We start from the raw sequence: 12994 nt of genomic DNA on the forward strand, positions 1-12994 counted from the left end.
GATATTTTAAAGTTTTGTGTGAACCATAGATTTACCGGCATCAGCATATAAGCTGTCGGGATTAGAAGGCTGCGGTTTAATAGCCATACCCGGCCTTAAGTTACCTACGCCTTCTACTACAAGCTTATCACCCTTTTTCAGACCGCTTTCCACCACATATAGATTTCCTATAGGGTTTGCAGATACACTTACACCGGTATTTACGGTACTATCTTTATCGCTTAGCGTATAAACAAATTTTTGACCCTGCATATCATAAGTGGCGTTTTGAGGAATCAGCAAAGCATCCACTATTTGAACAGGGACTTTTATCGTAGCGCTGCTTCCGCTGAGTATTAAGCCAGGTTTGTTGGGGAAATCAGCCCTGAAACGTACTGATCCGGTTTCCGTACTGATCAGACCACTGGCTGTAACAATTCTTCCTTTTTCCGGATACTCAGTGCCATCAGCAAGTATCAGTGATACATCAGCCATGGTAGCCAGTTTTTCTTTAAGTGTTGTACCTTTTACCGTTCTTGAAAATTCAAGCAGTTGTTTTTCATTTAAAGAAAAGTATACGTAAATGTTATTCGTGTTATAAACCGTGGTAAGTGGGTTGGTTGATGTGCTGCTTACCAGACTGCCAACCTTATAGGGTATGGTTCCTATAACACCGTTAGAGGGGCTTGTTAAATAGGTATAACCTACATTCACCTTAGCGTTAACCAGATCGGCCTGTGCTGATGCCAATGAAGCTTTTTTAGAATTTAAGGCATACTGTTTTGATTGTAATTCATAATCGCTGATGATCTTTCTTTCCACCAGGGGTTTTACCTTTTCTACATCCATTTCTGCTGTCTGAACGTCGGCCTCTGCTATCTTAACAGCTGCAACAGCGCTTCTTACAGCGGCTTCGTATTGCGGGTTCCGTAATTCAAACAGTGGCTGACCTTTATGTACGGTTGCTCCTTCATCTACAAATATGTTTTGGATAAAACCATCAACTTTAGGACGTATTTCAACATTCTGTTCACCTTGTACAGTAGCAGGATAGCTGTAAAACATGGTAGCAGGTCCTGAGTATACTTCTGCAGATTTATAAGGTGCGGGGCCGGTCGGGGCACCTGCTCCCGGGCCGCCAGCCTTGGGTTTTCCCCCGCATGAAATTAACACTACCAATGCTGTTGACAATTGAATCATTAGTAGTACCGGGTTGGTTGTTATTGACATTTTCATACTTATATGCATTAATTGATGTAATTGATGGCACAAAGTTGAGCGTTAGACAATCGTTAAAAAATGTCTGTAAGGAGTGAAAGCATGTGTATATGTCGCATTAACTTTTTCCCTGAATTTGAATGAGCTATTTAGACATATTGTTACCACTTTCAGACATGGATACATCTCTTTTTAATACCAATATTTGTATTGTTTTTACAAGCAGTTAATCTTTATAACATGTCATTGAAAAATAAAGTCGCGGTATTAGCGGGGAGTAAAGGTGCAATAGCTATAAGCATTGCAAAAATGCTGTTGAAAGAAAATGCAATTGTTATAGTACCCGCGCAAAGCGCAAGAGATCTGTTATGGATCAAACAAATTGAAGCAGTTACCGGCAGCGGTTCAATCATCACCATGCTGGCTGATTATCCCGATTTTTATAAGGCGGAGCAAATGATAGATGATATCATAGAACGTTTTGGTAAAATAGATCTGAGTATTGCCTGTTTTGAAAGCACTACACTCACTAAACCTCTTAATCAGGTAGAAATTACAGATTGGGAGCGCACTATTGAACAAAATATAACAGCTTTTTTTGTTGCTGCCAGGCTATCCTTTATTGGTATAAAAAAATCGAGGCAGGGTATGTTCATCAGTATCGATTTCACTGGACATTCTTTAAAAGCAGAGCAGGCTAAACTTACCCGCTTATCGCTATGCATGCAAAAGGAAATGGCAAAAATGTTTTTCGAAGAAATAAAGAATACGAATATGGCGTACTATCATTTGTATGTAGATCCTGATAAGAAAAAAAACGAGGCCCAGAATAATTATATCCGTCCGGATGAGCTGGGAGCATTAATACTGGATCTATATGACGGCAATACAAAAGATAAAGCCCGGCTGTTTCAATGGATGCACAATGATCATTAATCAATAATTAAATTATGGAACATACTCAAAAGAAGGTAGTAATAGTAGGTGGTGGTTTTGCGGGGTTAAACCTGGCTAAAAATCTACAAAAAAAGCCTGGTTATCATATTACATTGATTGACAGAAATAATTATAATTTTTTCCCGCCGCTGTTATACCAGGTGGCTACAGGATTTTTAGAGGTTTCCAGTATAAGTTATCCTTACCGGAAATTGCTGCAGGGTAAAAAGAATATTAACTTCTATTTAGGCCGGTTGGTTGAAATTTTACCAGCAGAAAATAAGGTATTGCTTGATGTAGGTGAGATGGAATATGATTACCTGGTTTTAGCTACCGGTACTAAAAGCAATTATTTAAATCTGAAAAACATCGAAGCAAATGCGTTACCCATGAAAACATTGGATGATGCTATCAATATGCGTAATTATTTGCTTCAGCAAATTGAAACAGCCACAAGGGTAACGGATATTGCTGAAAAGAAAAAGTTAACTACTACTGTTATTGTAGGTGGTGGGCCAACAGGGATAGAAATAGCCGGTATGCTGGCCGAAATGACAAAAAGTATTTTGCCCAAAGATTATCCTGAACTGATTGATCATGTTGGTGGTATCTATTTAGTAGATAGTCATCACTCCTTACTATCTGCAATGAGTGAGACTTCGCAAGCCTATACTTATAATAAATTAGAGGATATGGGGGTAAATATCAAGCTTGGCGCACGTGTAACGGATTATGTAGATGATATGTTAATGTTATCTACGGGTGAAATTATACCTGCTAAAATTTTAATATGGGCGGCCGGCGTTACCGGCGAGGTATTTCCAGGTATCCCCCAAAGTTCATATGGAAATGGGAATCGTTTATGGGTGGACCCGTACAATACTGTAAATGGTTTTTCTAACATTTTTGCTATTGGGGATATTGCTTTGCAAACCAGTGACTCAAACTATAGCAATGGCCATCCCCAGGTAGCACAGGTAGCTATGCAGCAGGGCAAAAACCTTGCTCATAATTTAATGGCAATTAATAGTAACAAACCCCTTAAACCATTTACTTATTTTGATAAGGGATCGATGGCTATTATTGGCAGTAAAAAAGCGGTGGCAGATATGCCAAAACAAAAAATGCATTTTAATGGATTTATTGCCTGGGTGATGTGGCTGTTTATACATTTAACCTATTTAGCCAATCATCGTAACCGTGTTAAAACTTTTTATAACTGGATGCTGGCCTATTTTACAAAAGACCAGGTATTACGTATGATCATCAGACCATCTTCAAGAACATAGATTGTTAAATTCCATAAACAGGGAGTGAGAAGAATACAGAATCTGGTTTAATTTAATTAATTTGGTTTTTCATTCGTGTTAATTGTCATGTTAAGTTTATGAAAGCCAATACCTCTTCCATTCATACTTATACAATAAGTGACGTCAGTACTGATGTTGGCCGAAAGCATCCTGCTAAAGATTTTCTCACTTTCAGGAATGATGAGGTAAAACCTAATGAGGGGATGTTGGGGAGGCCTTTGCGTTCAGATCATTTTTCAATTGCGCTGGTACTTGAGGGGGAAGTGGATTTTCAAATCAATCTGGTTAATTACCATATAAAAAAGAACAGCCTTATAATTATTCCTTTCAATACTATACACCAGTTTCAGGGACATAATGATGAAGCCATCGCTATAGTGGTTAACTTTTCACATGATTTTTTAGGACAGGCCCGGTTTAACGAAAAGCATATACCATCTTTTGGTTTCTTCTCACCACAAAATAATCCTTGTTTATTATTGCAGCAGGAAGATGTTGATGCATTACATGGAGTTATAAAAATGTTGCGTAAAGCGGAGGATCCGGCATATGAACATCCGTTTAAGACGGAAATAATTCATCATGGGTTTAATATTTTTATGTTTGAAGTGGCTGCTTTATTTAAAAAGTACCGACCCAACGAAGAAGTAAAGTTAACCAGGAAAGAAGAGATATTAACATCGTTTGTAAAGTTGCTTTTTCAACATTTCAGGGAAGAACGCGGGGTACAATTCTATGCAGATGCACTCTATATAACACCTAAGCACCTTACTAAAATGGTGAAAGAAATAACCAATAAAACCTGTGGTGAAATGATAGATGAAATTGTGATTATGGAAGCAAAAATAATGCTGGGTGATCTCGGGCTGTCAGTTGCAACTGTAGCGGAACAATTGCAGTTTAGTGATCAGTTTTTCTTTAGTAAGTTTTTCAAAAAACACACCGGTATCTCTCCAAGTAAGTATAAAGGCGCAATAAAATAAAACTTGTTAAGCGTATTGATCATTTAAAAGTAAAGCTATACATTAGTAATAGTTATGAAAAAGATGCTATTGCTGGTGAGCATTACCACCCTGTTATTATCTCTTAATACTACTGCCAAACCACGCTTCAGGGTACTGGCGCTGTATGAGAATGGAGGACATCATGTGGCTTACTCCAAAGCTGCAAAAGAATGGCTGAACCGCCTTGCCATAGACAGCAACTTCACAATTGACTATATTCAGAACACAGATAGCATTGATGATGCTTACCTGCGCAGGTACCAGCTTTTTATACAGCTGGATTACGCTCCTTATGCCTGGAAAGAAAAAGCCGTAAAGGCTTTTGAGGAATATATCACAGAGGGTAGGGGAGGATGGATAGGATTTCATCATGCCACATTGCTGGGTGAGTTTGACGGTTATCCCATGTGGGAATGGTTCCACCAGTTCATGGGTGATATCCGCTGGAAAGATTATATCGCCGATTTTGCTGTAGGAGAGGTGCATGTAGAAGATAGCAAACATCCGGTCATGCGGGGAGTACCTGCTACTTTTTCCGTGAAAACAGAAGAGTGGTATATCTATGATAAAAGCCCACGTCCAAATGTACACGTAATTGCCAATGTGGATGAATCCTCTTATGTACCTGCTTCAGAAAAGAAGATGGGAGATCATCCTGTAATATGGACTAACCCTGAATATAAGGCCCGGAATATTTATATTTTCATGGGGCATTCTCCTGATTTATTTGAGAATGCAGCTTATCAGACCATTTTCAGGAATGCAATCAGCTGGGCTGCTGGAAAATAATGAATTCTTCCCGCTTGCGTAAATTAAATTCCGCTTTTGATCATCCCTCCAAACCTTTTTACGATAGCTTCGCGAACCCATATATAGCAAACAGATATGCAACAACAGCGTAACAAATGTGGTGACCAGATACCCGCATTTCTATGTCCTCAAAATGGCACTTTTTTCGATAAGATTATCCCCGCTGCCGGTTATTTTCATTTGAGACCATTACAGCTGGAAAAAGACATTCCCCTGATACATGAATGGGTGAATAAGGAGTATGCCGTATATTGGCAATTGCAGAACAGCACTATAGAAAAAGTGACTGACATGTATGCAGGTCTTATTAATACACCGCATGTACAGCCTTTCATGGGATTTTATAATGATAAACCTGCATTCCTGGTTGAATTTTATGATGCAGAAAAGGATCGTATAGGGCAATATTATGACGCACAACCCGGTGATTACGGATTTCATATCCTGATGTCTCCTCCCGGTACACCCATCAAAAATTTCACCTGGAATGTATTTACTATCATCATGGATTTTCTCTTTAATGATGCCAGCGTAAAGAGACTCATCGTAGAACCTGATGCCAGGAATGAAAAAATACATCTCCTGAATAAACGTGCTGGATTTGAATACCAACGCCTCATCACATTGCCCGAAAAAACTGCTCACCTGGCTTTTTGCACCAGAGAGTCGTACAAAACTGCTTTGAAAAATAATTAAAAAAAAAGCTGCTTAGAGAAATCCTCTAAGCAGCTTTTTTGTAAAATATTGGATTAGTTACGACTTCTTCCTGCTCTGGAGGAAGATCTTTCATTAGAAGACCTGCCACCCTGGTAAGTCCTTCCACCTGAACCGGAAGATCTTGATGGCTGATAGGTTCTGCCGCCGGTATTACCATTACCTACTCTGGAAGGCTGGTAAGTTCTACCACCGGTATTACCACCTACTCTTGAAGGCTGATAAGTTCTTCCACCTGAATTACCATTCGTTATCCTTGAAGGCTGATAATTATTGTTATAAGTCCTTGTACCACGTGTTACGCGGTAGTTATTCACTACCACCCTGTTACGGTTGATCACGGTTACGGAACTGGTCCTGTAAGGGCGATACATCACACGTGCAGGCGCAATTCTGCGGGTGTTCACTACTACGTAGCGGGTATTATAACGATAGTAATACGGATGGTAATAATGCCATGGCATTGGTCTCCATGGGCGCCACCATACCGGATGTGAATACCAGGTCCATGGCGATACCCATACTACATAAGCAGGGGCGTATACGAACCGTACACAGGGCCAGAACCAGACATTTACAATAATACCATCAGGAGAATATGCAGAAGGCCCATGTGTAGCCGGAGAATAATTGAAAGCATTATCAGCTTCCGCAGCCGGTTCTGCAATCTTGGCCTCTCCATAAATATCTTTATCCCCTTCAATCTGTATCACGGCATTATCTTCCGCGGTTTTCTGCAATGAGATCACCGCAATATCCTGGCTTTCGCTTTCAGACACTACTGCCTGCAGGATGAATACCTGTACATCACCATCTTTTTTATTAATCACCTTGATATAATCGATGTTACCATCGCCATTCAGGTCCAGGTTATTCACCTTATTTTCTTCCGAGTTCAGCGCTTTTTCAAAAGCTTCGGGAGAAGAGGATTGTTTGAACATCTCCAGGGCGCCCTGAAGACTGAAGTTATCGCCGGGTAAGCCTGTAGAATCCTGATCAGGCTGATCCTGTGCTTTTACAGTAACAGTCAGCAACATTAGGAACAGGGCCGGCAAAAAATAGCGGAGTTGCATAAAATAAAGGTTTTTAAAACGCGTATTAAGTTTGACTCATTAATTTACAAATGGTTTAATTACATTATATAACAAACTGGCAATTGTTGTATATGTGTAATCTTTTGTTGTCCATTTATATTTTTTTGTATGTGATATAGTTTTTTTGACTAATTTCGTGCCATAGTCAGGAATTAGGCAAAAAACCTTTCCTGCAGTTACTTAAACTACAACTTCAAAGCTGTTTGGACCACCATTTTATTTGCTTGAACCACAACTCTCAAACTGTTAGGCGTCCCGATTAGAGAACTGCTTAAACTACAACTCGCATACTGCATATTATATTATTTCGACACTGCGCGTTTGCAGGTCTGTTCCCTGTTGTTTTCAACAGCTACAGATTTTCAGATTTGCCAGAAGTCTGAGGCGGTGTTATGTCTTTAAGATTTATGAGATGAGCAAAATGTTAGGATCGAAAATGGCCATGTTGGCCAGGGTGAATAGTACAAAAGAAAAGGGAATTTATCCCTATTTCAGACCTATCTCATCCTCCCAGGACACAGAAGTTTTTATAGACGGGAAGAAGGTATTGATGTTTGGTTCCAATTCATACCTGGGGCTTACCAATCACCCGAAAATAAAAGAAGCAGCCATGCAGGCTATTGCAAAATACGGCACTGGCTGCGCAGGTTCGAGATTCCTGAATGGAACACTGGACCTTCACCTGGAACTGGAAAACAAACTGGCGAAGTTTGTAGGAAAAGAATCGGCAATTGTGTTCAGCACAGGCTTCCAGGCTAACCTGGGACTACTGTCCAGTGTGACCGGCCGTAATGATTACATCCTGCTGGATGAACTGGATCATGCTTCCATTATAGATGGGAGCCGCCTTTCTTTTTCAAAAGTGATCAAGTTCCGTCATAATAATATGGAAGACCTGGAAGCAAAACTACAGGTACTTCCGCAATCATCTCTGAGACTGATCGCTGTAGATGGTGTATTCAGTATGGAAGGGGATATCGCCCGTTTACCGGAAATCGTGGCCCTGGCAGAAACATATGGCGCCAATGTAATGGTAGATGATGCACATGGTTTAGGCGTACTGGGCCAGCAGGGCGCAGGTACTGCTTCTCACTTCGGGTTAACAGACCAGGTAGACTTCATCATGGGAACATTCAGCAAGTCGCTGGCTTCCCTGGGTGGTTTTATCGCCGGAGATAATGATATGATCGAATACCTGAAGCATACTGCCAGGTCGCTGATCTTCAGCGCCAGCATGACACCCGCTTCTGCGGCCAGTGTAATAGCAGCCCTGGACCTTATCACTTCAGAACCTGAACATATTCAACGCCTGTGGGAGAATACCAATTATGCCCGCACATTATTAAATGAATATGGGTTCGATATGGGGGAAGTATCCGAAACTCCCGTTATACCTATTTATATCAGGGATGAGGAAAAGGTATTTTATATCACCCGTTTACTGCAGGACGAAGGGGTATTTGTAAACCCTGTAGTTCCCCCGGCAGTATCCCCGGACGCAACGCTGATCAGATTTTCCCTCATGGCCAGTCATACATTCAGCCAGATAGAAACGGCGGTCGAAAAATTATCAGACGCCTTCATACAGGCGGGAATTCCTTTAAAGGTAAAAATATGATAGAGACATTAGAGAAACCAACCAGGTCGGACACAAGTTTGCGTATTCAGCGTGTTACCTCCAAAAAAGAACTCCAGCTCTTTATCGATTTCCCCCATGAGCTTTACCGGTACGACGATAATTATGTACCGGAACTCTTCATCGCACAGCGGGACATGCTTTCCTGGAATAAACATCCTTTTCATGAACATTCAGTGGTGCAGCTGTTCCTGGCTTACCGTCATGATACTGTAGTGGGCAGGATTGCCGCCATCAACAATAACAATCATAATACTTTCAATAACGCACTGGATGGCTTCTTTGGTTTTTACGACTGTATCAATGATAAAGACGTAAGCGATGCCCTGTTGAATGCCGCTACCAGCTGGCTCAAAGGGCATGGATTAAAAACCATTATAGGACCGGTGAACTTCTCTACCAACGAAACCTGCGGGCTCCTGATAGAAGGGTTCGACACTGCGCCGGTGATCATGATGACTTACAACCGTCCCTATTATATTGATCTGCTGGAAAGTGCAGGTCTGCGGGAGAAAGTAACCCTGCTGGCCTGGAAGATCACCGTGAATGCACTGGATGATAAACCGTACCGGCTGATGCCTATGTTAAAGGAAAGGCTGGCAAAACGGGATATCACTATCCGCAGGGTGAATATGAAAAAATATAAGGAAGAGGTGAAGAAAATCCATGAAGTCTATAACAATGCCTGGAATGAAAACCTGGGTTTTGTTCCTATGACCGAAAAGGAGTTCGACTATCTCGCCAATGATATGAAACTGATCATGGACCCGGATTTTTGTCTGGTAGCAGAACAGAATGGCAAAGCAATAGGATTTGCACTCTGTATCCCGGATATGAACCAGGTTTTTATCAAAATAAAACGCGGACGCTTATTACCGTCCGGTATTTTCAAATTATTGTTCAACCGCAAAAAGGTAAAGGCCGTGCGTGTAATAGCCCTTGGGGTACTGGAACCTTACCGGAAAATGGGAATAGAAGCCTGTTTCTACGGAGAACTGATTCAAAGAAGCTGGCAGAAAGGAATCGAGTTTGCAGAAGCCTCCTGGATACTGGAACATAATGATCTCATGAACAAAGCGCTGAAGCATATAAATGCAGATCCTTACAAGCGTTACAGGATCTACGAAAAATCATTATGAAACCAAGGATCTTAATTACCGGTGCCAGTGGATTTGTAGGATATCATCTGATATCGGCAGCTTATGATGCCGGTATGGAAGTACATGCTGCTATCAGATCTTCCAGTAAGATTTCCCATCTGCAACATTTTAACCTCAGGTATGTTATTCCTGATTATACGGACCAGGAGAGTTTATGCAGACTCCTGGAAGAGCATCAGTATGATTACATCATTCATGCGGCCGGTATCACCAAAGCACGTACAGGGGCGGAATACGATGCAGTAAATGCGATGTATACACTGAATCTGGCGCAGGCTGCCCAAAAGGCAGCTATCCCGCTGAAGAAATTTGTATTCATCAGCAGTCTGGCTGCTCTGGGCCCGGTTGCTTACAATGCAGCGTGGCCTGTGCCTGACGGAGCAGATGCCAATCCGGTTACCCTGTATGGCAAAAGCAAGCTGCGGGCAGAAAAGTACCTGGCCACAATGACTGCCTTGCCATGGATTGTTTTGAGACCCACAGCGATATATGGTCCTCTGGAAAAGGACCTGTTTGTGCTGTTCAAAACATTTAAAAAAGGGTTTGAATTTCATATGGGAAAGGGACCCCAGCAACTGAGTTTTGTGTATGTGAAAGACCTTGCTGATGCAGTGGTACTGGCATTAACAGCGCCTTCCATACAAACGGGATATAATATATCCGACGGACATACTTATAGCAGATATGCGCTGGCAGACATCTCCCGGCGCATTTTTGGCGTACGTATGCTAAGGATTCATGTGCCCCTTGCATTGGCTAAGCCTGCAATCACCCTTTTAGAGAAGGTGAGTCGTGGTATTCCATTACTGAACAACGATAAACTGCTGGAAGTGAGCGCCCCCAGCTGGAACTGTAACATACAGCAAATTAAGAGGGATCTTGGTTACAATCCCGCTTATAACCTTGAAAAAGGCATGAAAGAGACTTTTGAATGGTACACCAACAATAAATGGTTTTAGATTAAATTAAAGTAAACCAATGAAACATCAAATCAAAGAGGCACAGGGTAAGTTGGGTATATTAATACCCGGACTTGGCGCTGTTGCCACCACGTTTATCGCAGGAGTAGAAGCAATTAAAAAAGGGCTCTCAAAACCTGTTGGTTCTGTTACACAGATGGGTAATATCCGCCTGGGTAAAAGAACGGAAAATAGAAACCCCTTCATCAAGGATTTCGTATCATTAGCTAACCTCAATGATTTAGTATTTGGTGGATGGGACGTTTATGAAGATAATGTTTACACAGCGGCTGTAAAAGCAGAGGTACTGGACCGCTTTCTCCTGGAATCCGTTCGTCCTGAACTGGAATCTATTGTACCCATGAAGGCCGCATTTGACAAAAGTTTTGTTAAGAACCTCGATGGCACACACGTAAAAGAGTTTAAAACACGTTATGATCTGGCTGAAGCCGTAAAAAAAGACATTACAGACTTTAAGGAAAAGAACGGTTGCGACCGTATCGTACTGGTTTGGTGTGGCTCTACGGAGATATACCATGAGGCGGCAGACGTACATTCGTCCCTGGCTAAGTTTGAACAGGGCCTGAAAGATAACGATGCCCGCATTGCTCCCAGTATGATCTACGCGTATGCGGCCATCAGTATGGGCATCCCTTTCGCCAACGGAGCGCCTAATCTTACCTGCGATATCCCTGCCCTGACTGAACTGGCTCAGAAAACAGCCACTCCAATCGGCGGTAAAGATTTCAAAACAGGTCAGACTCTAATGAAAACCATCCTGGCCCCTGGTCTTCAGGCTCGTGCTTTGGGTTTGGAAGGCTGGTTTTCCACGAATATATTAGGTAACCGTGACGGCTGGGTGCTGGACGATCCTGATAATTTTAAAACCAAGGAAGTTTCCAAGCTGGGCGTGCTGGAAGACATACTGCAACCTGAACTTTCGCCGGATTTATACGGGGATTTGTACCACAAAATCAGGATCAATTATTACCCTCCGCGTAAAGACAATAAAGAGAGTTGGGATAACATTGATATCTTTGGGTGGTTAGGGTATAAAATGCAGATAAAAGTAAACTTCCTGTGCCGGGATTCAATACTGGCAGCACCCATTGTGCTGGACCTTGCTTTGTTCATCGATTTTGCCAAACGTGCAGGTATGAGCGGGATACAGGAGTGGTTGTCATTCTATTTCAAATCACCTCAGACAGCGCCGGGATTACGACCCGAACATGACATTTTTAAACAATTAGCCAAATTGCACAATACGCTCCGTTACCTGATGGGTGAAGACCTGATCACCCACCTGGGACTGGACTACTACGAAGAAATATTTTCAACGGATGATCAGAATACATAAAATGATGGCTACCAGTCTCGGCATCGGGTACATCGGTAAAGGCGGCGGAACGGTCGCAGCTGCTGTGGCAGCGCTTTGCTGGTACCTGGTGCTGGCTGGCCGGCATCAGCCGGGATACGGTCCTTTAATTTTTACCATTGCCATTACCTTACTGGGCGTTTGGTCCGGAAATGAAGTAGAGCCCTACTGGGGCAAAGACGATAAAAAAGTAGTGATTGATGAAGTGGCAGGCATGTGTATCAGCCTGCTTTTCCTGCCTGTAAACTGGAAATATGTGCTGGCAGGATTAGTATTGTTTCGCTTTTTCGATATCCGTAAGCCTTTGTTAATAAGGCGATTGGAAGTACTGCCAGGCGGATGGGGGGTGATGTTCGACGATGTGCTGGCGGGAATTTATTCAAACCTGATTTTACAGGTGGTATTTTATTTTAACCTGCTGTAGATGCCGTGGAAGTTTATAAAGGCGCAGGCCTCTTCACTGGCCGCTACAGGAGTGGATTATTCAACATCTCTTTTACTTAACTACCTGGGATGCTGGTATTTAGCGGCTAATATAGCCGGTAACGTTGCGGGTGGTGTTACCAACTTTCTTGTAAACAGACAGTGGGTATTTGAGAAGGAAAATAAGGCAATCAGTGTACAGGCGGTCAAATATATACTTGTATGGGTGGGCAATATGTTGCTGAATACAGGAGGCGTCTGGATACTGGTAAATTATGAAATATTGCCTTATGTTTACGCGAAAATTACAGTGGCTTTAATCGTAGGTTTTACCTATAACTATATAATACAGAAGCGATTCGTTTTTAAATGATCT

The 12994-nt window shown here is 42.0% G+C and carries 13 protein-coding genes; 11 read left to right on the plus strand and 2 right to left on the minus strand.

All coding sequences use genetic code 11. The features are described from left to right. Positions 1 to 6: 6 nt before the first annotated feature. Entirely contained in the window at positions 7 to 1215 is a 1209-nt protein-coding gene (locus BMW86_RS19190) for an efflux RND transporter periplasmic adaptor subunit (protein WP_218149165.1), read from the minus strand. Between the two features lie 222 nt (positions 1216 to 1437). Here BMW86_RS19190 and BMW86_RS19195 point away from each other — a divergent pair, with 222 nt between their 5' ends. The 5 genes from BMW86_RS19195 to BMW86_RS19215 all read left to right on the plus strand — a co-directional run bounded on the left by BMW86_RS19195 (position 1438) and on the right by BMW86_RS19215 (position 5953). Further along, positions 1438 to 2133 (plus strand): SDR family NAD(P)-dependent oxidoreductase, encoded by a 696-nt coding sequence (locus tag BMW86_RS19195; RefSeq protein WP_089783324.1) that lies wholly within the window; start codon positions 1438 to 1440, stop codon positions 2131 to 2133. A gap of 14 nt (positions 2134 to 2147) precedes the next feature. Beyond that, positions 2148 to 3422 carry an NAD(P)/FAD-dependent oxidoreductase gene (locus BMW86_RS19200; protein ID WP_089783325.1) on the plus strand — a complete coding sequence of 425 codons (1275 nt, stop codon included), beginning with the start codon at positions 2148 to 2150 and terminating at the stop codon, positions 3420 to 3422. A 98-nt stretch (positions 3423 to 3520) separates the two neighbouring features. Continuing rightward, positions 3521 to 4426: a helix-turn-helix domain-containing protein gene (locus tag BMW86_RS19205; protein ID WP_089783326.1), complete on the plus strand. Its 906-nt coding sequence runs from the start codon at positions 3521 to 3523 to the stop codon at positions 4424 to 4426. A gap of 54 nt (positions 4427 to 4480) precedes the next feature. Further along, positions 4481 to 5236, plus strand: a complete 756-nt coding sequence (locus BMW86_RS19210) for a ThuA domain-containing protein (protein ID WP_089783327.1) — start codon at positions 4481 to 4483, stop codon at positions 5234 to 5236. 96 nt (positions 5237 to 5332) lie between these two features. Further along, entirely contained in the window at positions 5333 to 5953 is a 621-nt protein-coding gene (locus BMW86_RS19215; protein ID WP_089783328.1) for a GNAT family N-acetyltransferase, read from the plus strand. A 53-nt stretch (positions 5954 to 6006) separates the two neighbouring features. Here the strand turns inward: BMW86_RS19215 and BMW86_RS19220 are convergent, their stop codons facing one another. Then, entirely contained in the window at positions 6007 to 7044 is a 1038-nt protein-coding gene (locus BMW86_RS19220) for a hypothetical protein (RefSeq protein ID WP_143056622.1), read from the minus strand. A 433-nt stretch (positions 7045 to 7477) separates the two neighbouring features. Here BMW86_RS19220 and spt point away from each other — a divergent pair, with 433 nt between their 5' ends. From spt to BMW86_RS19250, 6 genes are read left to right on the plus strand one after another with little or no spacing between them, the layout of a single operon-like run. Next, on the plus strand, positions 7478 to 8683 hold the full coding sequence (gene spt / locus BMW86_RS19225) for a serine palmitoyltransferase (protein WP_089783330.1): 1206 nt from the start codon (positions 7478 to 7480) through the stop codon (positions 8681 to 8683). Further along, entirely contained in the window at positions 8680 to 9840 is a 1161-nt protein-coding gene (locus tag BMW86_RS19230) for a hypothetical protein (protein ID WP_089783331.1), read from the plus strand. Before spt ends, BMW86_RS19230 begins: the two co-directional genes overlap by 4 nt. Beyond that, a complete protein-coding gene (locus BMW86_RS19235) occupies positions 9837 to 10820 on the plus strand; it encodes an NAD-dependent epimerase/dehydratase family protein (protein WP_089783332.1) in 984 nt (327 codons plus the stop codon). The genes BMW86_RS19230 and BMW86_RS19235 overlap by 4 nt, the downstream gene beginning before the upstream one ends. A 19-nt stretch (positions 10821 to 10839) precedes the next feature. Next, positions 10840 to 12177: an inositol-3-phosphate synthase gene (locus tag BMW86_RS19240; protein ID WP_089783333.1), complete on the plus strand. Its 1338-nt coding sequence runs from the start codon at positions 10840 to 10842 to the stop codon at positions 12175 to 12177. Beyond that, positions 12161 to 12619, plus strand: coding sequence for a phosphatidylglycerophosphatase A family protein (locus BMW86_RS19245; protein ID WP_089783334.1), 459 nt, complete (start codon positions 12161 to 12163; stop codon positions 12617 to 12619). Before BMW86_RS19240 ends, BMW86_RS19245 begins: the two co-directional genes overlap by 17 nt. Next, entirely contained in the window at positions 12620 to 12991 is a 372-nt protein-coding gene (locus BMW86_RS19250; RefSeq protein WP_089783335.1) for a GtrA family protein, read from the plus strand. Positions 12992 to 12994 lie beyond the last annotated feature (3 nt).

This window comes from Chitinophaga sp. YR573 (genome assembly GCF_900110995.1).
GTDB lineage: Bacteria > Bacteroidota > Bacteroidia > Chitinophagales > Chitinophagaceae > Chitinophaga.

Bases quoted from the DNA above. Each gene is read 5' to 3' on its own strand.
- BMW86_RS19190 (WP_218149165.1), bottom strand. From the start codon at position 1,215: ATGAAAATGTCAATAACAACCAACCCGGTACTACTAATGATTCAATTG.
- BMW86_RS19195 (WP_089783324.1), top strand. From the start codon at position 1,438: ATGTCATTGAAAAATAAAGTCGCGGTATTAGCGGGGAGTAAAGGTGCA.
- BMW86_RS19200 (WP_089783325.1), top strand. From the start codon at position 2,148: ATGGAACATACTCAAAAGAAGGTAGTAATAGTAGGTGGTGGTTTTGCG.
- BMW86_RS19205 (WP_089783326.1), top strand. From the start codon at position 3,521: ATGAAAGCCAATACCTCTTCCATTCATACTTATACAATAAGTGACGTC.
- BMW86_RS19210 (WP_089783327.1), top strand. From the start codon at position 4,481: ATGAAAAAGATGCTATTGCTGGTGAGCATTACCACCCTGTTATTATCT.
- BMW86_RS19215 (WP_089783328.1), top strand. From the start codon at position 5,333: ATGCAACAACAGCGTAACAAATGTGGTGACCAGATACCCGCATTTCTA.
- BMW86_RS19220 (WP_143056622.1), bottom strand. From the start codon at position 7,044: ATGCAACTCCGCTATTTTTTGCCGGCCCTGTTCCTAATGTTGCTGACT.
- spt (WP_089783330.1), top strand. From the start codon at position 7,478: ATGAGCAAAATGTTAGGATCGAAAATGGCCATGTTGGCCAGGGTGAAT.
- BMW86_RS19230 (WP_089783331.1), top strand. From the start codon at position 8,680: ATGATAGAGACATTAGAGAAACCAACCAGGTCGGACACAAGTTTGCGT.
- BMW86_RS19235 (WP_089783332.1), top strand. From the start codon at position 9,837: ATGAAACCAAGGATCTTAATTACCGGTGCCAGTGGATTTGTAGGATAT.
- BMW86_RS19240 (WP_089783333.1), top strand. From the start codon at position 10,840: ATGAAACATCAAATCAAAGAGGCACAGGGTAAGTTGGGTATATTAATA.
- BMW86_RS19245 (WP_089783334.1), top strand. From the start codon at position 12,161: ATGATCAGAATACATAAAATGATGGCTACCAGTCTCGGCATCGGGTAC.
- BMW86_RS19250 (WP_089783335.1), top strand. From the start codon at position 12,620: ATGCCGTGGAAGTTTATAAAGGCGCAGGCCTCTTCACTGGCCGCTACA.